The sequence below is a fragment of the Mesorhizobium sp. M00.F.Ca.ET.216.01.1.1 genome (genome assembly GCF_004010325.2).
Classification (GTDB): domain Bacteria; phylum Pseudomonadota; class Alphaproteobacteria; order Rhizobiales; family Rhizobiaceae; genus Mesorhizobium.
Genome location: NZ_SADR02000005.1, coordinates 210,409 through 230,251, shown reverse-complemented (window position 1 = coordinate 230,251; position 19,843 = coordinate 210,409). Strand labels below are relative to the sequence as shown.

Sequence of the window (19,843 nt, the reverse complement as noted above, 5' to 3'; positions counted from 1 at the left end):
ACCCTTGTCAGAAACGGTTCGGAGAGAAAGCAGATAGGTCAAGCGCAGGATTTTGCCCGAGAACGAGGTCGCGGATCAACCGTCCGGTCGCCGCGGCTTGCGTGAGGCCGAGATGACCATGGCCGAAGGCATAGCTCACCGCCGGGCTTTTCCGCGCGCGCCCGATGACGGGAAGCGAATCCGGCAGCGATGGCCGGAACCCCATCCATTCGCGGCCGCCTGACGGATCGAGCCCCGGCAAAAAGCTCTTGGCTTTCTTCAGCATGGCTTTCGAGCGGGCGAAGTTCGGCGGGCGCTCCAGGCCGCCTAGTTCGACAGCGCCGCCAATGCGCAGCCCGGCTTCGAGCGGCGTGATGACGAAGCCATGCCCGGAGAATATAAGCTGCCGCTTCACATCGAAAGCGGTCTTGGGCAGCGTCGTATTGTAGCCGCGTTCGGTTTCGAGCGGGATGCGGTCGCCGAGATTTTCCGCCAGCAGATGCGACCATGCGCCTGCCGCGATGACCAGGTGCTTTGCCCGCCGGATCGCACCGTCGGCCAGCGTCAGCGTCGCTTGATCCTGCCCGGCGTCAACATGCTCGATCCGGGCCTTTTCAAAACGCGCACCCTTGCTCTCGGCATAGGCCCAGACCGCCTTGCCAAGCAGTTTTGGGTCGGCGACGGTCTTCCATCCCGGCACGAACGTGCCCTTGACGAAACGCGGCGAGAGCCCCGGCTGCAAGGCTGTCAGCTCCTCGCCCTCGACATGGCGGAAGCCGATGCCGAAGCGCTGCCTCGCCGCCCAACCGGGCAATGATGCCCTGAACTCGGTCTCGCTCTCGTAAAACTCCAGCGAGCCGTCTTCGCGCAGCATCGGCCGCGCACCCGAGCGATCGAGCAACGGCATCCATTCCGCTTCGGCGAGCTTCATCATCCCGGCCTGCGCGGCAAGGCCGGCCTCGTAGCGATTGCTTCGCCCGGCACGCCAGAAGCGGATCAGCCAGGGCATAAGTCTCGGCAGGTAGGCGGGCGGGATGCTGAGCGGGCCGAGCGGGTCGGCAAGCCATTTCGGCAATTGCCTGATCATGCCCTTGTGGGCAAGCGGCAACACATCGGAAAAGGCGAAGGCAGCGGCATTGCCGGAACTGGTTTCCTCGCAGATGCCGGTGCGGTCGAAGACAGTGACGCGACGTCCCGCTTCGGCCAGATAAGCGGCGACGCAGATGCCTATGATGCCGCCACCGACAATTGCGATGTCGAGTGCAGCATCACCATTCATGGCCGGGTTAGGAGGCATAAAGACGAATGCTCTACTGTTGCTTCAAAACGCCGGCAGTTCCGGCCGCACCGCCATGGCGCCCTTGACGATCTTTTCGACCGTCTTGCGGCACTCGCCCGACAGCGGCTGGCGCGGCATGCGCACGCGGTCGTTGCTGTTGATTGCGAACACTTCCGCGAGCTTGATGTTCTGCACTAGGTAGGTCGACACGTCGAGGTCGAGCAGCGGCCGGAACCAGCGGTAGATCTTCAGCGCCTCCTCACGGCGGCCCTGCTTCATCAGCTGGTAGATCGCCACCGTCTCGCGCGGGAACGCGGTAACCAGGCCCGCCACCCAGCCGATGGCGCCGACCGACAGCGCCTCGAAGGCGAGATTGTCGACGCCGGTGAACAGGTCGTAGCGGTCGCCGAAGCGGTTGATGATCTCGGTCGAGCGTCGGATGTCGTCGCAGGACTCCTTGATGGCGACAAAGCGCTTGTCCGCCGCAAGCTCCTCCATCTGGTCGACGGTGACGTCGACGCGGTAGGCAAGCCGGTTGGAGTAGATCATCACCGGCAGGTCGCCGGCCTCGGCGACAGCGCGAAGTGCTACGACTGTCTCCTGCGGATTGGTATGGTAGATTGGGCTCGGCACCACCATCAGCCCATTGGCGCCTTCCTTGGCAGCACGGCGCGCGATGCTTACCGCTTCGCGGGTGCCGGGCTCATTGACCGTCAGCAGAACCGGCTTGTCGCCGGCGATCTTCTGCGCCGTCTTCAGCACCTCGATCTTCTCGTCATGCGACAGCATCGGCCCCTCGCCGAGCGAACCGCAGACGATGATGCCGTCGCAGCCAGCCTCCATCTGCAGCGCAAAGCAGCGCTCCATCTCGGCGTGGTCGAGGCGGTCGTCCTCGGTGAATTTGGTCGTGACGGCGGGAAAGACTCCGGTCCACATAGCGGTTGCTCCATCTGATATATCAGTGATATATTTCATGCGCGAAGGCAGCTGTCAATGCGTAATCCGCTATGATATATCCAAAATATATCAGGAGACATCCTTTGGCACTGGTCGATGAAGGCTCAAGCGCCGAGCCGGTGGCGGCGAAGGCCTACCGCACGCTCGAGCACATGATCGTGACGCTCGAACTGGCGCCCGCGAGCTTCGTTACCGAAGGCGCTTTGATTGAAAGGCTCGGGCTCGGCCGCACGCCGGTGCGCGAGGCTATACAGAGACTGGCTTGGGAGGGTTTGCTGGATGTCCGGCCGCGCGCCGGCATTGCCATAGCCCCGCTTCATCCCGGCGACTGGCTGCGCGTTCTCGATGCCCGTCGCGGCGTCGAGGTGGTCCTCGCCCGCTCGGCCGCCCGCTTCGTCACCCGCGAGGCGGCCGACCTGTTCCATGATGCGGCCCTTGCCATGCAGAAGGCAGTGATAGCAGGCAACGTGCTTGCCTTTATCCAGGCCGACAAGGCGCTCGATGAGGCGCTGGCGCTGGCAGCCGACAACCCTTTCGCCGCGCGGCTGGCGGCGCCCTTGCAGACCCACAGCCGCCGCTTCTGGTTCCGCTACAAGGCCGACACCGGCCTCGTCGAATCAGCCGAGCATCATGTTGTGCTGATCCGCTCGATCCTCGCCGGCGACGAGGAAGCCGCGGCCAAGGATGCCAAGCGCCTGATGGCGCTGCTGCGCGGCCATGCCGAGGCGGCTGCCACGCGCTGAGCACCGCCCGCTCCCTATGAGTTCTGGCCGGACAGAGCCACCACGCTTTCCCAATTGTCGCCGGCCGCGACGATGCAGCTTCTGCCGGCAACGTCGGTCACGATGATTGTCCAGCTTCCGCTCTCGGCGACAAAAACCTCCATAATCGCCTCCTGACCGATCAGCCCGAGAGCAAACTGTCTTTCCTGGAAATTCTCAGTCAGGTGGGCGACGAGGTCGCCATGTTCAACACAGTATTGATATTGGGCGCTTGCGGCGCTCGCACCCGTCGCGAATACGCCTGCAAGAGCCAGGGTCTTCACCCATCCTACCAGCGATTTGCGTGCCATAGGGCACCTCCTTTGCCATCACGTTCCGGCAAGGGAGGCGGTTGACGGTCTCATTTTGCCGGAGCGATCCAGGCCGGTTCCGACGTCATCATCGCGTCGCTCCTTTCTGTGTTCCGGTCTGCCGTCAGCGGGAACGATTTCTCGGTGTTCTCGCTATGTTCCATATATGGTACGACGACGGGAAATAGCAAGCGTGCCAGCAAAACCGTTTCGAGGTTGTCGCAGAGAAAATGAAGCCGCAGGCCATGGCCTGCGGCTTTGAAGGGATCAACTTGTCAGTTCCGCGTCCGGAAAAAACGCGCCAGCAATCGTTCAGATCCCGGGCAGCGCCGCCGTCGTCATCGCGCTCTGCCAGCCTTCACCAGCAGAAAGCACGCAGCTTTGACCTTGTGTGTCGGTGGCGAGGATGGTCCAGGTGCCTCGCTCTGAAACGAAGACTTCCACGATCACATTCGGATTGATCATGCCGACAGCCGCCGCATTTTCATGAAACTTTTCACCGAGCGCCTTGACCATGTCGGTACGTGCCGCGCATTGCTCGGCCGCCGCTGCCGGGGCGATGGAAAACGCCGTAGTTGCCGCGAAAACCATAGATGCCATAAGGCGTGTCATCTGACACCTCCTTGCGCCAGACGATCCCCTCGGAAGCTGTCGCCAGCGCCATTGGTTGATCACCGCGCCTCCTTCGCGGCAGGATTGCTGTCTAAGGCCGTTACGGCCCGCTTGGTTCCATCACATTAGCGATCAGGCAACAAAAAGCCCGGGTTCCGGGCCCGGGCTTTTTCGTCTTCCGTCTTCAAATCTGTCCGGCTAGTTCATCGTCGGAATGACGAACTCCGCACCGTCCTTGACCCCGGACGGCCAGCGCGAGGTCACCGTCTTGGTCTTGGTGTAGAAGCGGAACGCGTCCGGCCCGTGCTGATTGAGGTCACCGAAGGACGACGCCTTCCAACCGCCGAAAGTATAATAGGCGATCGGCACCGGGATCGGCACGTTGATGCCGACCATGCCGACCTGGACCCTCGACGCGAAGTCGCGCGCCGCATCGCCGTCGCGGGTGAAGATGGCAACGCCGTTGCCCATTTCGTGCTCATTGGCGAGCTTGATCGCGTTCTCATAGGTCGGCGCACGCACCACCGAGAGCACCGGCCCGAAGATCTCCTCCTTGTAGATGCGCATGTCGGCGGTGACGTTGTCGAACAGGCAGCCGCCCATGTAGTAGCCGTTCTCGTAGCCCTGCATGGAGAAGCCGCGGCCGTCGACGACCAGCTTGGCGCCTTCCTTGACGCCGATGTCGACGTAACCCTTGACCCGCTCCAGCGCCTGCGCTGTCACCAGCGGGCCGAAATCGGCGGAGGAATCCGTCGACGGACCGACCTTCAGGCTTTCGACGCGCGGGACCAGTCTTTCCATCAGCCGGTTGGCGGTGTCGTTGCCGACCGGGACAGCCACCGAGATCGCCATGCAGCGCTCGCCGGCGGAGCCGTAGCCGGCGCCGATCAGTGCGTCGACCGTCTGGTCCATGTCGGCGTCGGGCATTATGATCATGTGGTTCTTGGCGCCGCCGAAGCACTGCACCCGCTTTCCGGCCGCGCAGCCGCGCGAATAGATGTACTGGGCGATCGGCGTCGAGCCGACAAAGCCGATGGCCTTGATGTCAGGATCGTCGAGGATGGCGTCGACCGCCTCCTTGTCGCCGTTGACGACGTTGAGGATGCCCGCCGGCAGGCCGGCCTCGATGAACAGTTCGGCGATGCGCAGCGGTACGCCGGGGTCGCGCTCCGAAGGCTTCAGGATGAAGGCATTGCCGCAGGCGATGGCCGGCGCGAGCTTCCACAGTGGGATCATCGCCGGGAAATTGAACGGCGTGATGCCGGCGACCACGCCGAGCGGCTGGCGCATCGAATAGACATCGATGCCGGGGCCGGCGCCGTCGGTGAATTCGCCCTTCATCATGTGCGGCGCGCCGATGCAGACCTCGACCACTTCGAGGCCGCGCTGGATGTCGCCCTTGGCGTCGGCGATGGTCTTGCCGTGTTCGCGCGCCAGGATATCGGCTAGCGCGTCATAGTCCCTGGCGACCAGTTCGAGGAACTTCATCAGCACGCGCACGCGGCGCTGCGGGTTGGTCGCCGCCCATTTGGACTGTGCTTCCTTGGCGTTTGCAACGGCTGCGCGCAGTTCCGCCTGCGATGCCAGTGCCACTGTGCCGCGCACCGTGCCATCCATCGGCTGCATGACATCCTGCTTGCGGCCGCTGGTCCCAGCGACATGTTTGCCGCCGATGAAATGACCGTATTCGATCATGATCTCTCTCCCTGTGTTGTGATGACGCATTGTCCGCCTTTGCGTTGTCGATGGCAACGCGAGCGAGAACGCAACCGCTGTGCAGAAAATAGATAACGGTAGAAGCCTGTGCATCAATTCCCGCAAATGGTAGGGTGTGATCGTTATCCCTGGAGCTGTTAAGTTGAGTCCCTTCGCGCCCCCCTCTGTCCTGCCGGACATCTCCCCCACGAAGGGGGAGATTGCCCCGTCATCTCTGCTTTCGCTACTCACCACTGTTGCTAAGGGGGAGCTGTCGGCGAAGCTGCCGATCTCCCCCCTCGTGGGGGAGATGTCCGGCAGGACAGAGGGGGGCGCGAAAGAGCTCAGCCTTAGCTATCGTAATCCGGACCACTCCCATGAACTGGGATGACGTCCGCATCTTCCTGGCGGTGGCGCGCGCCGGCCAGATTCTGGGCGCAGCCAGGCGGCTGGAGCTCAATCATGCCACCGTCTCGCGCCGAATCGCCGCACTCGAGGACGCACTCAGGACAAAGCTTTTTCGCCGGCTCACCACCGGCAGCGAGCTGACCCCGGCGGGCGAGCGTTTCCTCGATATTGCCGAGCGTATGGAAGGCGACATGATCGCCGCGCGCTCGACCGTGGCCGGCGAAGGCGACGACGTCTCGGGCACCGTGCGCATCGGCGCACCGGACGGGTTCGGCGTCGCCTTCCTGGCCAAGCGCCTCGGCGCGCTGACGGCGCTTCACCGCGAACTCACTATCCAGCTGGTGCCGGTGCCGCGATCATTCTCGCTGTCCAGGCGCGAGGCCGACATCGCCATCACCGTCGAGCGGCCGACGGAAGGCAGGCTGGTGGCGGGGAAGCTGGTCGATTACACGCTCGGCCTGTTCGCGTCCCGCGCCTATACCGAGGCGCACGGCTTGCCGCAAACCGCCGACGAGCTTGGCCGGCACACGCTGATCGGCTACGTGCCTGACCTTATCGTCAGCCCCTCGCTCGACTATGCGGCCGAGTTCAGCGCCGACTGGCGCACCAGCTTCGCCATTTCCTCCGCACTCGGCCAGGCCGAGGCAGTGCGTTCCGGCGCCGGCATCGGCATCCTACACACCTTCGTCGCGCGCTCGATGCCGGAGCTGGTGCCGGTCGACATGGTGGCGCCCATCCGCCGCGCCTACTGGCTGGTCTACCACGAATCGGTCAGGCCGCTGCGCCGCGTCCAGATCGTCGCCAACTTCATCACCAAGGCAGTGGAGCGGGAACGAAGCCTGTTCGTCTAGCTCAGAACGCGGTGAAGGAAGTCTTCTGATCCTAGCGTTGGTACCGTTCCGGCCCGAGATCACGCACGTTGATGTCCGGCACCCGGCTGGAGATGATGTCGGCCAGCACCTTGGCCGAGCCGCAGGCCATGGTCCAGCCGAGCGTTCCGTGGCCGGTGTTGAGATAGAGGTTGGAAAACTCGGTGCGGCCGACCAGCGGCGGCCCGTCTGGCGTCATCGGCCGCAGCCCGCACCAGAAACTTGCTGCCCGCATATCGCCGCCACCCGGGAAGAGGTCACCGACCGAATGCTCGAGCGTGCGACGCCGTGTTTCATGCAGCCTCAGGTCGAAACCTGAGATCTCCGCAGTACCGCCGACACGGATGCGGTCGCCGAGCCTTGTGATCGCCACCTTGTAGGTCTCATCCATCACCGTCGACGCCGGTGCGGCGGCGGCGTCCTTGATCGGTACGGTGATCGAATAGCCTTTCACCGGGTACACCGGGATCGGCCGTTTCAGCATACGCATGAATTTCGCCGAATAGCTGCCCATCGCCATCACATAGGCGTCGGCACGCAGCCAGCCCTTGCTGGTGGTGATGTTGGCGATGCGGTTGCGGTTCTTGATGATGCGCCGGATCGACACGTCGTATTCGAAGGTGACGCCGCGCGCCACGCAGAGCTCGGCCAGGCGGTCGGTGAAAATCTTGCAATCGCCTGTCTCGTCGCCCGGCAACCGCAGGCCGCCGACAAACTTCTCGCGCACGCCGGCCAGCGCGGGTTCCGCCGCGATGCAGCGATCCGGATCGAGTATCTCGTAGGGAACACCGTATTTCTTCAGCACCTCGACATCGCCGGCGGTGCCATCGAGTTGTTGCTGCGTGCGGAAAAGCTGCAGCGTGCCCTTCGTCCGCTGGTCATAGGCGATGCCGGTCGCCTCGCGCAGCGCCCTCAGCGTGTCGCGGCTGTATTCGGCCAGCGGCACCATGCGCGCCTTGTTCACCGCATAGCGCTCAGCCGTGCAGTTGCGCAGCATCTTGGCCAGCCATATCCACATATGCGGGTCGAAGGTCGGCCGCACCACCAGCGGACCATGCTTCATCAAAAGCCACTTGATCGCCTTCAGCGGCACGCCGGGTCCGGCCCAGGGCGAGGCATAGCCGGGCGAAATCTCGCCGGCATTGGCAAAGCTGGTCTCCAGCGCCGGACCTTTCTGGCGGTCGACCACCGTTACTTCGTGGCCGGCTTCGGCGAGATAATAGGCCGTGGTGACCCCGATCACGCCGCCGCCCAGCACGAAGATCTTCATCGCATAGCTCTCCACAACGAGGTCTTGTCAGGGGATTGGGGGCTGGGGCTGTCGTTGCCTTCTATCTGCCGGATTTTACGCCGTCCGCCAAGTGCCTGCGTGCGTGTCTTATCCGTTCACGTAGCGCCGATGGAAGCGGTGTCCCAGGCTGGTCAGGATCTCATAGCCGATCGTGCCGGCATGGCCGGCCGCGTCATCGACACTCTGGGACGGGCCGAGCAGTTCGACGAGATCGCCTTCCCTGAGCCTGCTGGGCGGCAACGCCGAAACGTCGAGGATGATCGAATCCATCGACACGCGTCCAAGAAAGGGCAGCCGCGCATTTTCGAACCAGGCGGCTGATGCGGCGCGGCGGTGCCAGCCATCGGCATAGCCGAGCGAAATCGTTGCCGCTCTCAACGGCTCTGTCGTACGAAATGTATGGCCATAGCCTACGCCTGCACCCTTTTCGAGGCTGCGCGTCTGGATGACTTTTGCCTGAAGCCGCACCACCGGCAGCATCGGGTTTGGCTCGGCCGGTGTTGGATTGATGCCGTAGAGCGCTGCACCGGGGCGGGCAAGATCGTGGTGAAAGGGCTGCCCAAGAAAGATGCCGGAGGAATTGGCGAGCGAAGACGGCGCCTTCGGCAGCATCCTGCGCAGCCGCTCGAATTCCAGGCGCTGCTGTTCGTTGGCCGGATTCTGCGGTTCGTCGGCGCAAGCCAGATGGCTCATCACGAAGGCGACGTCGATGCCGTCGAAGGCTTGCGGATCAGCGGTAACCGCTTGCACCTCTTCCGCAGCCATGCCGAGCCTCGACATGCCGCTGTCGACCTGCAGCGCAGCCGATAGCTTGCGGCTGGCCCGTTGTGCCGCCGCACGCCAGGCGGCCAGTTGGGCGGCGCTGTTGATGACGGCACCGAGCTCCGCTTCGACCGCCTCGCCTTCGGCGCCTGGCTGAATGCCGTTCAGCACATGGATCGCCGGCTTTGAGCCAAGCGCCTTGCGCAGCAGGACGCCTTCGGCCAGATGCGCGACGAAGAAAATGTCGCAGCCCTCGGCCGCCAGCGCCGCCGTCACCGGCCCGGCACCGAGCCCGTAACCGTCGGCCTTGACCACGCCCGCACAGCGCACGCCGCGAAGCCGCGCCTTCAACCGCCGATAGTTTTCACGGATCGCACCAAGGTCGATGGTCAGGATCGCTCCTGCTGCTGCTTCGCTGATCAGCCTGCCGTCTTTGGCGGTGATGCTTTCCGAGGGAGGTTCTTTGGAGGCGCCGTTCATGCTGACCCCTTGTTTGCAGTAGACGGGCCATTGATAAGGCCACCGCGCCGGCGCAGCAACCATGGTCGGCGCCATCGCTGCCGCCGACGGCTATGCCACCAGATGCCGGAACGTCGCCACCACATCCTCATAGACCTTGCGCTTGAACGGCACGATCAGGTCGGGCAGGTCGCGCATCGGCCGCCACGCCCATTGATCGAATTCAGCCGTATGGCCACCCGGCGGCGGGTTGATCTCGATCTCGCTTTCGTTGCCGTGAAAACGGTAGGCGAACCATTTTTGCGTCTGGCCGCGATATCGCCCCTTGAAAGCGACGCCGACCAGATGCGCCGGCAGGTCGTAATTGATCCAATTCGGCGCCTCGGCCAGCAATGAGACGCTGCGCATGCCGGTCTCCTCGTAGAGTTCCCTCTCCGCCGCCCGCAGCGGCTCCTCGCCCTTGTCGATGCCGCCCTGTGGCATCTGCCACAGCTGCGTTGTGCCGGCAAATTCGCTATCGGCCTCGGCAATGCGACGGCCGACCCAGACCAGCCCGTCGCCGTTGAGGACCATCACTCCGACGCATCGGCGGTAAGGCAGCGTCTCTGGATCGACATTTGTTCTTGCCATCAATCAATCTTTCCAGCGGTTTCTGAGAATTTGGCTCAGTAGGCGAAGCGGGTTTCGAGACGGCTGCTAGCCTTTTTCCGGGTCTACCGCCACCGCCGAGATCGGCACGATCTCGATGCCGCGCTTCTTGGCCTCGAGCACCCAGGACGACACGGTGTCGACCGTCAGGTCGAAGGCCGAGCCTATGCCGACGGCATAGCCTTTTGCCCGCGCCGTGGCTTCCAGCCCGTCCAGCTTCTTGAGGATCGCGCCGCGGTCCTGCACGGCATCGATCGAGGTGTCGCCGGCGACAAACGGCACGCCGTTCTTCAGCGCCAGCTCCGGTGCCAGGCTGCGCGCCGACGAACCGTCGTCGACATAGGCAAGGCCACGCTTGCCGAGCTCGGCCATCAGCGGCCCCATCGCCATCGCATCGGCCGAGAAACGCGCACCCATATAGTTCATGATGCCGGTGTAGTTGGTCGTCCGTGACAGCGCCCAGCGCAGGTTCTTCAAATTCTCGTCCGGCGTCGCCGTGACCGTCAGCGTGTTGCGGCCGGGATTGACGTTGGGATAGTCGAACGGCTCTAGCGGCACCTGCATGACGATCTCATGTCCGCTTTGCCGCGCCGCCTGCATCCAGCGGCCGATGCTGTTGCCCTGCGGCGCAAAGGCCAGCGTCACCTCCGCCGGCAGCTTGGCGATGGCCGCCTGTGTGCCTGTCTGCGACACCGCCAGCCCGCCGACGATGATCGCCACGCGCGCGCCGCGCGCGCCGGACCACGGCCGCGCGTAGACATCGAACGGCCGCCTGCCGTCGGCGGCACGAACCGGCAGCGGGCCGGTTTCGGTGGCCTCGATCAGCGCCCTGTCGGGAAGATGCGCGACCTTCAGGTTCTGGCCGACCGTCGACGGATCGTGGATGACAATGGCTGCCTTGGGCGGACCGTCGCCCTCCTCGGTTTGCACATGGATGATCTGCGGCCCGCCTGCCTTGGCTGGTGCCGGCTTGGGCGCCGCCGTCGCCGCCTCTGTGACCGGCGCCGTTGCCGGCTCTGCCGTCACCCTCGGCGTCGAAACAGCGGCTTCCTGCGGCTTGCGGAACGGCTTCTCGCGCAGCGCGATCGCACCGGAAACACCAACCACGGCCAGCACGACGAGAGCGGCCGCGACCGCACCGGCTCTGATCCCTCGCGATATGGCGCGCGGCGGCCGGATGGTCTGTCCGAGCGGGCGTTCGATGTCCTTGCCGATGTCAGCCACGCCACATCCCCGGTTTTCGAAAAGTGGGCACTCCCCGGAAGGACCATGCGCAAATTCAAACTGTTGGCGCGTTCCCCGAGACGCGACGCTCCCGCCGCGGCTCCCCCGAATCAAACTGCCGGAACCTCGCGGTCCCGGCAGCATCGCATCGCTTCGATCAGACGGCCAGAGCCGTTCGATCTTACTGGTTGAGCACGGCCTTGTCCGGATTCGGCGGGAACGCCGGATCGGTCTTCTGGCCGCGCAGCAGCTGCTCTGCATAGATGAGCTGCAGGTCGTCCTTCGGCTCCGGTGGCACATAGGCGGCCGAGCCCGAACCGGTATCGCCCTCGTCGGCGCCCTTGATATGACCCTTGAGGTCCGATTCGCCGCGCGTCAGGTCCCTGCCCTGCAGGTCCGGCGGCAATGGCTGGTCAACCTTGATGTCGGGCGTGATGCCCTTGCCCTGGATCGACTTGCCGGACGGCGTGTAATAGAGCGCCGTCGTCAGGCGCAGCGCACCGTTCTCGCCAAGCGGGATGATCGTCTGCACAGATCCCTTGCCGAAGGACTGCGTGCCGACCACCGTGGCACGGCGCAGGTCCTGCAGCGCGCCGGCGACGATTTCGGACGCGCTGGCCGAACCGCCATTGACGAGCACCACCAGCGGCTTGCCGCCGATGTCGTCGCCAGCCCGCGCATCGAAGCGAGTGACATCTTTCGGATCGCGGCCGCGCGTCGAGACGATCTCGCCGCGGTCGAGGAAGGCGTCGGAGACACTCACCGCCTGGTCGAGCAAGCCGCCCGGATTGAGGCGCAGATCGAGCACATAGCCCTTGAGCTTATCTTTCGGCACCTGCTTCTTGATGGTGTCGATGGCGTTCTCGAGGTCGTCATAGGTCTTCTCGGTGAACGAGGTGATCTTCATGTAGCCGATGTCGTTCTCGACCCGGAACTTGACCGCCTTGACCTTGATGATGTCGCGCACCACCGTCAGCTCGATCGGCTTGTCGGCGCCCTGGCGCAGGATGGTGAGCTTGATCGGTGTGTTGACCAGGCCGCGCATCTTCTCGACCGCATCGTTGAGGGTCAGGCCGCGAACCTCTTCGCCGTCGATCTTGGCGATATAGTCGCCGGCAAGCACGCCCGCCTTGGCGGCCGGCGTATCGTCGATCGGCGTGATCACCTTGACCAGGTCGTTCTCCATGGTGACCTCGATGCCGAGGCCGCCGAACTCACCCTTGGTCTGCACGCGCATGTCCTGCGCCTGCTCGGCATTCATGTAGGAGGAGTGCGGGTCAAGCGAGGTCAGCATGCCGTTGATGGCGTTCTCGACCAGCGACTTGTCGTCGGGCGGGGTCACATATTGTGCCCGCACGCGCTCGAAGATGTCGCCGAAGATCGCCAGTTGCTTGTACGTCTCGGAGCCCGCAGCGTTCGCCGTCGAGCCAGGCGCACCATAGACCAGGCTCATCGCTGATGCGCCCATCAGCGCGCCGGCAAACAGAAGCGACAGTTTCCGCATCATTTCACGTCCTTCCAGAAAAACGGTCCGCCCACCATGGGGCCGGATCGACGGGTTTTCCATCCTTGCGGAACTCGACATAGAGCTCCGGCGTGGCATTTCCATTCTTCGAAGCCGAGGTGCTCGCCACCCGGGCTTCTCCCATCGCGCCGACCGGCTCTCCTGCGAGCACCGACTGGCCAGACGCGACGCTGATTCTGCTCATCCCCGCCAGGACGACATGATAACCGTCGCCTGCATTCAGGATCAAGAGTTGACCATAGGAGCGAAACGGCCCTGCATAAAGCACATTTCCATCCGCCGGTGCGGTCACGATGGCTCCCGATTGTGTCGCAACCATGTCGCCAAGCATCACTGCGCCGTTACCGTCGTCGGCTCCAAAGCGCCGCTTGATCCTGCCGGTGACAGGCAGCGCCACTTGGCCCTGAAGCGCCGAAAACGGCGCGGCGGCGGTGAGCCGGTTGCTTTCCGGCACCGGCAGCGCCGCCAGTTCCGCCGGCGCCGCGGTCTTGCCGTCGCCGGCCGCTTTGGCGTCATTTGCCGCCTTTTCGGGGGCTGCCTGGCGCGCCGCTTCCGTCGCCTTGCGGTTCTTGTCGGCCTCGGCCTCGAGCGATGCGATCAATTCCTTCAGGCTGCCGGCCTTGGCCGCCAGCGCCGCGGACCGCTGCTTTTCGGCTGCCAGCGCCGATTCGGCATCGGCCTCGAGCTTCCGCTTGGCTTCGAGCAGCATCGTCAGCCGCTTCTTTTCCGCCGTTTGCTCGCCGACCGCCTCCGTCAACCGGGCCCGCTCGGCCTCGATCGAGGCCGTCACTCGCGATTGCTCCTTGAGATCGGCCAGCAATATGTCGGTCTGCTGGCGCAGTTCCGGCACCACGGCGCCGAGCAGGATGGCGCTGCGCACCGACGACAATGCGTCCTCCGGCTTGACCAGGATCGCCGGCGGCGGGTTGAGTCCCATGCGCTGCAGCGCGCCCAGCACTTCGGCCAGAACGTCGCGCCGCGCCGTCAGCGAGGCACGGATTTTCTGCTCCTGGCTCTTCAGGCCCTCCAGCTTGGCGCCGATGTCCTCAATGTCCTGGCCAAGCTTCTGCTCGGTCATCGCCGACTGGATCAGCGCGGCGGTGATCGAGGCATGGTCCTTCTTGACCGCGGCGATGTCGGCGGCGAGCTTGGCCAGCCGCTCCGACGACAGCGTGATTTCTTTCGACACTTGTTCGTATTCGGCCCGGCTCTGGTCGGGGTCGGGCGCCATGTCGAGCGTGTTCTCGGCTCGCGCGGCACCGAACGAAAGCATGACCGCCGCCACAGCGATGCCGCAGCGTGCGCGCCAGGAGCCCGTTCTCGATTTCCAGCCTTCAGACATTGAAATCAGACTCTATCTGCGGCTTCGTTAACGAACCATCAACCATGTTCGACAGCCTGCCTGCCCCGTCAATCTCATCGCGCATTGGGGCGGAAATCCGGGCGACGCGCTGGTTTTGATCACGATCGGTGATAGGGATGTCCGGAAAGGATCGTCGCGGCGCGATAGAGCTGCTCGCCCAGCATCACGCGGACCAACTGGTGCGGCCAGGTCAGTGCGCCGAACGACACCACCAGATCGGCCTGGTCGCGCAGCGACTGATCGTGACCGTCGGCGCCACCGATGGCGATGACAAGTGCCTTGCGGCCGCCATCACGCAACAGGCCGATGCGCCCGGCGAAATCCTCGGACGAAAAACTCCTGCCGCGTTCGTCGAGCAGCATCAGCGCGATACCAGGCTGCAACTGCGTCTGCAGTTTCTGGCCTTCCTCGCGGCGACGCTCGTTGGCGGTCTGGGCGCGGCCCTCCGGAATCTCGACAACCCCTGAGAATTCAAGCCCCACTGCCGGCCCGCTTTTGGCGAAGCGCTCGAAATAGCGGTCGGCAAGCTGCTTCTCGGGGCCGGCTTTCATCCGGCCCACGGCATGAACAGTAATTTTCATCCCTGCCTCGAAGAGCCGCTAGTGCATGTCACCCGAAAAGTGGTCACCGGTTTTGGGAAACGACATGCATCAACCAAATACGGCTCAGTGGAGGGTCTCCTCCTCGAGGTCCGGCGCCTGCCACATCTTTTCGAGATTGTAGAATTCGCGGACTTCGGGACGGAAGACATGAACGATAATGTCGCCCGAATCGATCAGGACCCAGTCGGCGCTGGCCAGACCCTCGACGCGCGCCATGCCGAGCCCGGCATCCTTGAGCGCCTTGAGGAGATGATCGGCGACAGCCGAGACATGGCGGTGCGATCGGCCCGACGCGACGACCATGTAGTCGCCGAGGCTCGATTTTCCCTGAATGTCGATTGAGACGATGTTTTCGGCCTTGGAGTCTTCCAGACTGGCAAGGACTGTCTTGATGGCGCGGGACACGGCGTCGTTTACGCTGATCCCGGCCGGCGAAGGCACGATGTCGGCCTTCTTCCGCAGTGCTGTTCTCAGTGTATTTCCTTTCGCAGCAAGAACAACCAAATCACCCATCAAATCAGGTGACACCACTTAGATAGGCAGAGTTCCGTTGCAGTTTCAAGACGGCACGTCTGCCATCGCCGAACGCACTGCCGATCCTTCGGTTCCGCAGCCCAAGAAAAATCGGAACCCTTGTCGCCTTGCCGGGGTTATCGCCGCATTGACCAATCGAGTTTTTGTCATGCCGATCGACCCCCAGGACACCCTTCTCACCGTACAGGCAGGCCTTGCGCAACTCAGCACGCTTATCGTCTCCTACTCCTTTTCGGCCATCGGGGCCATTATCCTGCTGATCGTCGGCTACATCGTCGCCGGCCTCGCCCAGCGCTCGATCTACGCCGGGTTGGGCCACATCCACGGCTTCGACGAGACGCTGCGCCACTTTTTCTCGAGGATCGTCCGCTACACCATCCTGATTCTCGTCGTCATCATGGTGCTCGGCCAGTTCGGCGTGCAGACGGCCTCGATCATTGCCGCCATCGGCGCCGTCGGCCTGGCGATCGGCCTCGCACTGCAAGGCACGCTGCAAAACATTGCCGCCGGCATCATGCTGCTGGCGCTGCGACCATTCCGTATCGGCGAATACGTCGAGGTCGGCGCAATTTCGGGAACCGTCGAGGAAATAGGGCTATTCGCCACCAAGCTGAGGACAGTCGAGGGCGTCTACATCCTCGCGCCCAATTCGACATTGTGGAATCAGCCTGTCCGCAACTATACGCGCAACGGCGTCCGCCGCAGCGACATCACGCTGACCATCGGTTCGTGGAACGATATCGATCTTGCGCAAAAGACCATGCTCGGCGTCGCCAATGCCGAACGGCGTGTCAGGCGGGAACCGGCGCCGATTGCCTTTGTCGCGACCGTCGGCGACAGCACCGTCGCGATCACCTTGCGCTACTGGACCTCGGCGGCGGATTTCTTCGCCACCCAGATCGATCTCACCAAACGCGCCAAGCAGGCCTTCGACGTCGAAGGCATTTCGATTCCGGTGCCGCCGCCGGCGCCACCGCAGGAGGCCTCCGACACCAGACAGTGAGATGACCAATTCCCAGCCTAGGATCAAACACCTAGGTCTACTTGTCCGCCCGGCGCTGCTCTTCCGGCGCAAAGGCAAGCTCCACCGGCAGCGGCGCTTGCGCCGTCATCGGCGCAAAGCTGCCGGTCTCGGCTGCGGGAACCGGTTGCACCATCACCACCCGCCACAGCACGAACAGGCAAAAGCCTGCGGCAATGCCGATCGCCACGTAGATGAAGGTCTGTGTTCCGTAGATGGCGGAAAGCGCCGTCACGATGCCCGGCACGACGAAACCCGACAGCGACCATGCGAACAGGAGCGAGCTGGACAGCGCCACCATGTCGTCCTTGCCGGCGCGATCGGCGGCATGTGCGCTGGCCAGCGAATAGATCGATTCCGACGCCCCGTCCCAGACCACGTAGATCAGGACCAGCGCCGCCAGCGCGCCGCCGTCGAAGCCAATGGCAAACAGCCCTGCCACCACGGCGAGCGCTGAAGCGGCGGCCAGCACGTAACGCCGGTCGGTTCGGTCGGAGATCCAGCCGAGGGGGATCTGCAGGATCAGCGTGCCGACCGGCATCGCCGACAGCAGCAGTGCCACGTCGGCCTGGCTGTAGCCCTTGGTCGTGGCATGGATCGGCACGAAGCCCGAAATCGCCATCGACAGGCCACCGACGGCAAGCATGCCGGCGACGCCCACGGGTGAAATCCGCCAGGCCAGGCCGAGCGCAACGGATGCAGCCTGCGGCGGCGGCGGCTGGGCGAGCCGCGTCAGCCCGACGGGAAGGATCGACAGCGCGGTGAAGGCGATGCCGATTAGCGGCGCGTCCGCTGCCCCGATGTCGATCGCCGCCAGCGCGGCATAGCCAACACCGAGCCCGGCGACGTAGGCGACGTAGAACACCGCCATGACCCTGCCGCGTACGGTGTTGGCGACGGCATCGTTCAGCCAGCTCTGCGCCACGATGAACAGGCCGCATATGGCGAAGCCGTAGAGCGCGCGCGCCGCCAGCCACAGCACCGGATGCGGGCCGGCGCCGACGGCGGCGTTGGACAGCGCAATCAGCGCCGACAGCACCATGAACGCGCGAGCATGGCCGACCCTTCGCACCAGCGGTCCGGTGAGGATACAGCCTGCGAGACCGCCGGCGGAAAGGCCGGTGACGATCAGCCCGGCCCAGGTCGGATCGAAGCCCTCTGCGCCAAGCCGGACCGGGATGTAGGCGAACATCAGCCCGTTGCCGACCGCGACCAGCGCCATAGACAGCACGACGCTGGCAATGGCGATCGCGGGCGCCGGCTGGCTACCCTGCTCAGGATCGGTCTGGGTCTGGTGGAGAATCGTCATGTCTGCTGAAGATTGCCCACAAAACAGGCAAAGGCAGCCGCAAAAGCGACATGCTCGGACTTGCCTTCTCCCTCTGTGGGAATCCGTGCGGCCCTATTCGTTCGCCGAATTGCGGATCGCGGTCGACGACAGCGACGAGCGCGGGCCGTGGATGAAGGTCCAGGCCGGCGCCTTCATGCGGGCGAGCCGCGGGGCGTCGCCCTCGTCGACGCGGGCGTAGTCGAAGGTCTTGGCGACCACCGACGACAGGAACGACAGCGTCGCGCCCGGCCGGTCGATCACCGCGATCGGAAACGTCATCACGATCTGGCGCCAGCGCTGCCAGTGGTGAAAATCGCGAAGCGAGTCGGCGCCCATGATCCAGACGAAGTCGACACCTGGGTTGCGCGCCTTGACCAGCGCCAGCGTGTCGGCGGTGAAACGGACATGGTGGGCGGCCTCGAAGGCGGTGACCTTGATCCGCGGGTTCCTGGCAACCTGCTCGGACAGGTTCAACCGCTCGGCCAGCGGCGCCAGTTCGTGCGCGTTCTTGAGCGGATTGCCCGGTGTCACCATCCACCACAGCTGGTCGAGCGCCAGGCGTCTCAGCGCAATCTCCACGACCAGTGCATGACCGGCATGGGGCGGGTTGAACGAGCCGCCGAACAGGCCGACCGCAAGGCCCTTGCCGGCATACGGCATGCGCAGATAGCAGGGGGAGATAGGAAGCTTGGCAGATGACAGCATTGTGCTAGGCGCCCCCCTCTGCCCTGCCCTCTTTGCCAAAACTTGGCATCTTCCCCTCATGGGGGGAGATTGGCAGCTTCTTTGGCGGCGCAGATTTTGCGAGGCTGGGAATTGGCGAAATCACAGATGACGGCCAATCTCCCCCCTTGAGGGGGAGATGCCCGGCAGGGCAGAGAGGGGTTGATGCGCGCAACGCCCTCAAGCTCTAGCGGCAAACAGCTTCAAGGCCTCACCTGTCCCGACCCGCGTACGCGGTATTTGAACGAGGTCAGCTGCTCGACGCCGACCGGCCCGCGCGCATGCATCTTGCCGGTGGCGATGCCGATCTCGGCGCCCATGCCGAACTCGCCGCCGTCGGCGAACTGGGTCGAGGCGTTGTGCAGCAGGATTGCCGAATCGATCTCATTGAAGAATTTTTCGACAGCCTGCGCATCCTCGGCGACGATTGCCTCGGTGTGGTGCGAGGAAAACATCTCGATATGTTCGATTGCGCCGGCAACGCTGTCGACCAGCTTCACCGCTATGATGGCGTCGAGATATTCGGTCACCCAGTCGGCATCGGTCGCGGGCTTGGCGTCGGCGAACGCCTTCAACACCTCGGCATCGGCGTGGATTTCGCAGCCCGCTGCCCGCAGCGCTTCGAGGATCGGCACCAGATGGGTGGGGGCGGCAGCCCGGTCGACCAGCAGCGTCTCGGCGGCACCGCAGACACCGGTGCGCCGCATCTTGGCGTTGACGGCGATGTTGACCGCCATGTCCAAATCAGCCGAGCGGTCAATGTAGAGATGGCAGATGCCTTCGAGATGGGCAAAGACCGGCACCCGCGCCTCTTTCTGCACACGCTCGACCAAGCTGCGGCCGCCGCGCGGGATGATCACTTCGAGATTGCCGGAAAGTCCCTTCAGCATCTCGCCGACGGCAGCGCGGTCGGCGGTCGGTACCAATTGTATCGCGTCTTGCGGCAGCTTGGCCGCCTTCAGCCCCTCGACCAGGCAGGCGTGGATCGCAGCGGAAGAGTTGAGCGAATCCGAGCCGCCGCGCAAGATCACCGGATTGCCGGCCTTGAGGCAGAGCGCCCCGGCATCGGCCGTCACGTTCGGCCGGCTCTCATAGATCACGCCGATAACGCCGAGCGGCGTGCGCACCCGCTCGATATGCAACCCGTTCGGCCTGTCCCATGCGGCGATGACGTGGCCGACCGGATCGCGCAGTTCGGCGATCTCGCTGATCCCGTCGGCGATGGCGCGGATGCGGGCCGGATTGAGCTTCAGCCGGTCCATCAGCGCCGCCGACAGGCCGGCCTCCTCGCCATTCCTGACGTCGATGGCGTTGGCGTCGAGAATATCGCGCTCGCGGCGAAGGATTGCCTGCGCCATGGCGACCAGCGCGGCATGCTTGCGCTCGGCCGTGGCGACGGCCAGCGGTCGGGCCGCGGCACGCGCGCGGCGGCCGATATCGGCCATCAGCGCGACAGTATCGTCCTGGGACTTTTCATGCAGCTTCAGCAT

The 19,843-nt window shown here is 64.3% G+C and carries 19 protein-coding genes; 3 read left to right on the top strand and 16 right to left on the bottom strand.

Annotated elements, in window-relative coordinates; translation table 11 throughout:
- Window positions 1-7: 7 nt before the first annotated feature.
- Both EN859_RS09550 and EN859_RS09545 read right to left on the bottom strand, forming a co-directional pair.
- Window positions 8-1,258: an FAD-binding oxidoreductase gene (locus EN859_RS09550; RefSeq protein WP_127853175.1), complete on the bottom strand. Its 1,251-nt coding sequence runs from the start codon at window positions 1,256-1,258 to the stop codon at window positions 8-10.
- Between the two features lie 42 nt (window positions 1,259-1,300).
- Window positions 1,301-2,194, bottom strand: coding sequence for a dihydrodipicolinate synthase family protein (locus EN859_RS09545; RefSeq protein ID WP_127853101.1), 894 nt, complete (start codon window positions 2,192-2,194; stop codon window positions 1,301-1,303).
- Window positions 2,195-2,265: 71 nt separating this feature from the next.
- Between EN859_RS09545 and EN859_RS09540 the strand changes: the two genes are divergently transcribed.
- Window positions 2,266-2,958, top strand: a complete 693-nt coding sequence (locus EN859_RS09540) for a GntR family transcriptional regulator (protein WP_127853100.1) — start codon at window positions 2,266-2,268, stop codon at window positions 2,956-2,958.
- Window positions 2,959-2,972: 14 nt separating this feature from the next.
- Here the strand turns inward: EN859_RS09540 and EN859_RS09535 are convergent, their stop codons facing one another.
- From EN859_RS09535 to EN859_RS09525, 3 genes are all read right to left on the bottom strand, one after another.
- Window positions 2,973-3,287 (bottom strand): hypothetical protein, encoded by a 315-nt coding sequence (locus EN859_RS09535; RefSeq protein ID WP_127853099.1) that lies wholly within the window; start codon window positions 3,285-3,287, stop codon window positions 2,973-2,975.
- Between the two features lie 312 nt (window positions 3,288-3,599).
- Complete coding sequence (locus tag EN859_RS09530) at window positions 3,600-3,878, bottom strand: hypothetical protein (RefSeq protein ID WP_245525512.1); 279 nt, start codon at window positions 3,876-3,878, stop codon at window positions 3,600-3,602.
- Window positions 3,879-4,097: 219 nt separating this feature from the next.
- On the bottom strand, window positions 4,098-5,594 hold the full coding sequence (locus EN859_RS09525; RefSeq protein WP_127853098.1) for a CoA-acylating methylmalonate-semialdehyde dehydrogenase: 1,497 nt from the start codon (window positions 5,592-5,594) through the stop codon (window positions 4,098-4,100).
- A 377-nt stretch (window positions 5,595-5,971) separates the two neighbouring features.
- Between EN859_RS09525 and EN859_RS09515 the strand changes: the two genes are divergently transcribed.
- The gene (locus tag EN859_RS09515) at window positions 5,972-6,853 is read left to right on the top strand and encodes a LysR family transcriptional regulator (protein ID WP_127853096.1); all 882 of its coding nucleotides are present in this window, start codon (window positions 5,972-5,974) and stop codon (window positions 6,851-6,853) included.
- A gap of 31 nt (window positions 6,854-6,884) precedes the next feature.
- On the opposite strand, the gene EN859_RS09510 is transcribed toward EN859_RS09515, so the two are convergent.
- The 8 genes from EN859_RS09510 to rsfS all read right to left on the bottom strand — a co-directional run bounded on the left by EN859_RS09510 (window position 6,885) and on the right by rsfS (window position 15,186).
- Window positions 6,885-8,141, bottom strand: coding sequence for a D-amino acid dehydrogenase (locus EN859_RS09510; protein ID WP_127853095.1), 1,257 nt, complete (start codon window positions 8,139-8,141; stop codon window positions 6,885-6,887).
- Between the two features lie 108 nt (window positions 8,142-8,249).
- Window positions 8,250-9,404 (bottom strand): alanine racemase, encoded by a 1,155-nt coding sequence (gene alr, locus EN859_RS09505; RefSeq protein ID WP_127853094.1) that lies wholly within the window; start codon window positions 9,402-9,404, stop codon window positions 8,250-8,252.
- Between the two features lie 90 nt (window positions 9,405-9,494).
- A complete protein-coding gene (locus EN859_RS09500) occupies window positions 9,495-10,013 on the bottom strand; it encodes an RNA pyrophosphohydrolase (RefSeq protein ID WP_127853093.1) in 519 nt (172 codons plus the stop codon).
- A gap of 66 nt (window positions 10,014-10,079) precedes the next feature.
- On the bottom strand, window positions 10,080-11,255 hold the full coding sequence (locus tag EN859_RS09495; protein ID WP_127853092.1) for a divergent polysaccharide deacetylase family protein: 1,176 nt from the start codon (window positions 11,253-11,255) through the stop codon (window positions 10,080-10,082).
- A 181-nt stretch (window positions 11,256-11,436) separates the two neighbouring features.
- The gene (locus EN859_RS09490) at window positions 11,437-12,762 is read right to left on the bottom strand and encodes a S41 family peptidase (protein WP_189501798.1); all 1,326 of its coding nucleotides are present in this window, start codon (window positions 12,760-12,762) and stop codon (window positions 11,437-11,439) included.
- Window position 12,763: 1 nt separating this feature from the next.
- The gene (locus tag EN859_RS09485) at window positions 12,764-14,122 is read right to left on the bottom strand and encodes a murein hydrolase activator EnvC (protein ID WP_127853091.1); all 1,359 of its coding nucleotides are present in this window, start codon (window positions 14,120-14,122) and stop codon (window positions 12,764-12,766) included.
- Window positions 14,123-14,241: 119 nt separating this feature from the next.
- A complete protein-coding gene (gene rlmH / locus EN859_RS09480) occupies window positions 14,242-14,724 on the bottom strand; it encodes a 23S rRNA (pseudouridine(1915)-N(3))-methyltransferase RlmH (RefSeq protein ID WP_127853090.1) in 483 nt (160 codons plus the stop codon).
- A gap of 84 nt (window positions 14,725-14,808) precedes the next feature.
- Window positions 14,809-15,186 carry a ribosome silencing factor gene (rsfS, locus tag EN859_RS09475; protein WP_127853172.1) on the bottom strand — a complete coding sequence of 126 codons (378 nt, stop codon included), beginning with the start codon at window positions 15,184-15,186 and terminating at the stop codon, window positions 14,809-14,811.
- 241 nt (window positions 15,187-15,427) lie between these two features.
- Between rsfS and EN859_RS09470 the strand changes: the two genes are divergently transcribed.
- Window positions 15,428-16,282 (top strand): mechanosensitive ion channel family protein, encoded by an 855-nt coding sequence (locus EN859_RS09470; RefSeq protein ID WP_127853089.1) that lies wholly within the window; start codon window positions 15,428-15,430, stop codon window positions 16,280-16,282.
- A 37-nt stretch (window positions 16,283-16,319) separates the two neighbouring features.
- Here EN859_RS09470 and EN859_RS09465 read toward each other — a convergent pair whose 3' ends face one another.
- The 3 genes from EN859_RS09465 to EN859_RS09450 all read right to left on the bottom strand — a co-directional run bounded on the left by EN859_RS09465 (window position 16,320) and on the right by EN859_RS09450 (window position 19,843).
- Entirely contained in the window at window positions 16,320-17,609 is a 1,290-nt protein-coding gene (locus EN859_RS09465; protein WP_127853088.1) for an MFS transporter, read from the bottom strand.
- A 93-nt stretch (window positions 17,610-17,702) separates the two neighbouring features.
- Window positions 17,703-18,290, bottom strand: coding sequence for a nicotinate-nucleotide adenylyltransferase (locus tag EN859_RS09460; protein ID WP_127853171.1), 588 nt, complete (start codon window positions 18,288-18,290; stop codon window positions 17,703-17,705).
- A 266-nt stretch (window positions 18,291-18,556) separates the two neighbouring features.
- Entirely contained in the window at window positions 18,557-19,843 is a 1,287-nt protein-coding gene (locus EN859_RS09450) for a glutamate-5-semialdehyde dehydrogenase (protein ID WP_127853086.1), read from the bottom strand.

Bases quoted from the DNA above. Each gene is read 5' to 3' on its own strand.
- EN859_RS09525 (WP_127853098.1), bottom strand. From the start codon at position 5,594: ATGATCGAATACGGTCATTTCATCGGCGGCAAACATGTCGCTGGGACC.
- EN859_RS09535 (WP_127853099.1), bottom strand. From the start codon at position 3,287: ATGGCACGCAAATCGCTGGTAGGATGGGTGAAGACCCTGGCTCTTGCA.
- EN859_RS09510 (WP_127853095.1), bottom strand. From the start codon at position 8,141: ATGAAGATCTTCGTGCTGGGCGGCGGCGTGATCGGGGTCACCACGGCC.
- EN859_RS09530 (WP_245525512.1), bottom strand. From the start codon at position 3,878: ATGGTTTTCGCGGCAACTACGGCGTTTTCCATCGCCCCGGCAGCGGCG.
- EN859_RS09540 (WP_127853100.1), top strand. From the start codon at position 2,266: ATGATATATCCAAAATATATCAGGAGACATCCTTTGGCACTGGTCGAT.
- EN859_RS09550 (WP_127853175.1), bottom strand. From the start codon at position 1,258: ATGAATGGTGATGCTGCACTCGACATCGCAATTGTCGGTGGCGGCATC.
- EN859_RS09515 (WP_127853096.1), top strand. From the start codon at position 5,972: ATGAACTGGGATGACGTCCGCATCTTCCTGGCGGTGGCGCGCGCCGGC.
- rlmH (WP_127853090.1), bottom strand. From the start codon at position 14,724: ATGAAAATTACTGTTCATGCCGTGGGCCGGATGAAAGCCGGCCCCGAG.
- EN859_RS09490 (WP_189501798.1), bottom strand. From the start codon at position 12,762: ATGATGCGGAAACTGTCGCTTCTGTTTGCCGGCGCGCTGATGGGCGCA.
- EN859_RS09465 (WP_127853088.1), bottom strand. From the start codon at position 17,609: ATGACGATTCTCCACCAGACCCAGACCGATCCTGAGCAGGGTAGCCAG.
- EN859_RS09485 (WP_127853091.1), bottom strand. From the start codon at position 14,122: ATGTCTGAAGGCTGGAAATCGAGAACGGGCTCCTGGCGCGCACGCTGC.
- EN859_RS09500 (WP_127853093.1), bottom strand. From the start codon at position 10,013: ATGGCAAGAACAAATGTCGATCCAGAGACGCTGCCTTACCGCCGATGC.
- alr (WP_127853094.1), bottom strand. From the start codon at position 9,404: ATGAACGGCGCCTCCAAAGAACCTCCCTCGGAAAGCATCACCGCCAAA.
- EN859_RS09450 (WP_127853086.1), bottom strand. From the start codon at position 19,843: ATGCTGAAGCTGCATGAAAAGTCCCAGGACGATACTGTCGCGCTGATG.
- EN859_RS09545 (WP_127853101.1), bottom strand. From the start codon at position 2,194: ATGTGGACCGGAGTCTTTCCCGCCGTCACGACCAAATTCACCGAGGAC.
- EN859_RS09470 (WP_127853089.1), top strand. From the start codon at position 15,428: ATGCCGATCGACCCCCAGGACACCCTTCTCACCGTACAGGCAGGCCTT.
- EN859_RS09460 (WP_127853171.1), bottom strand. From the start codon at position 18,290: ATGCCGTATGCCGGCAAGGGCCTTGCGGTCGGCCTGTTCGGCGGCTCG.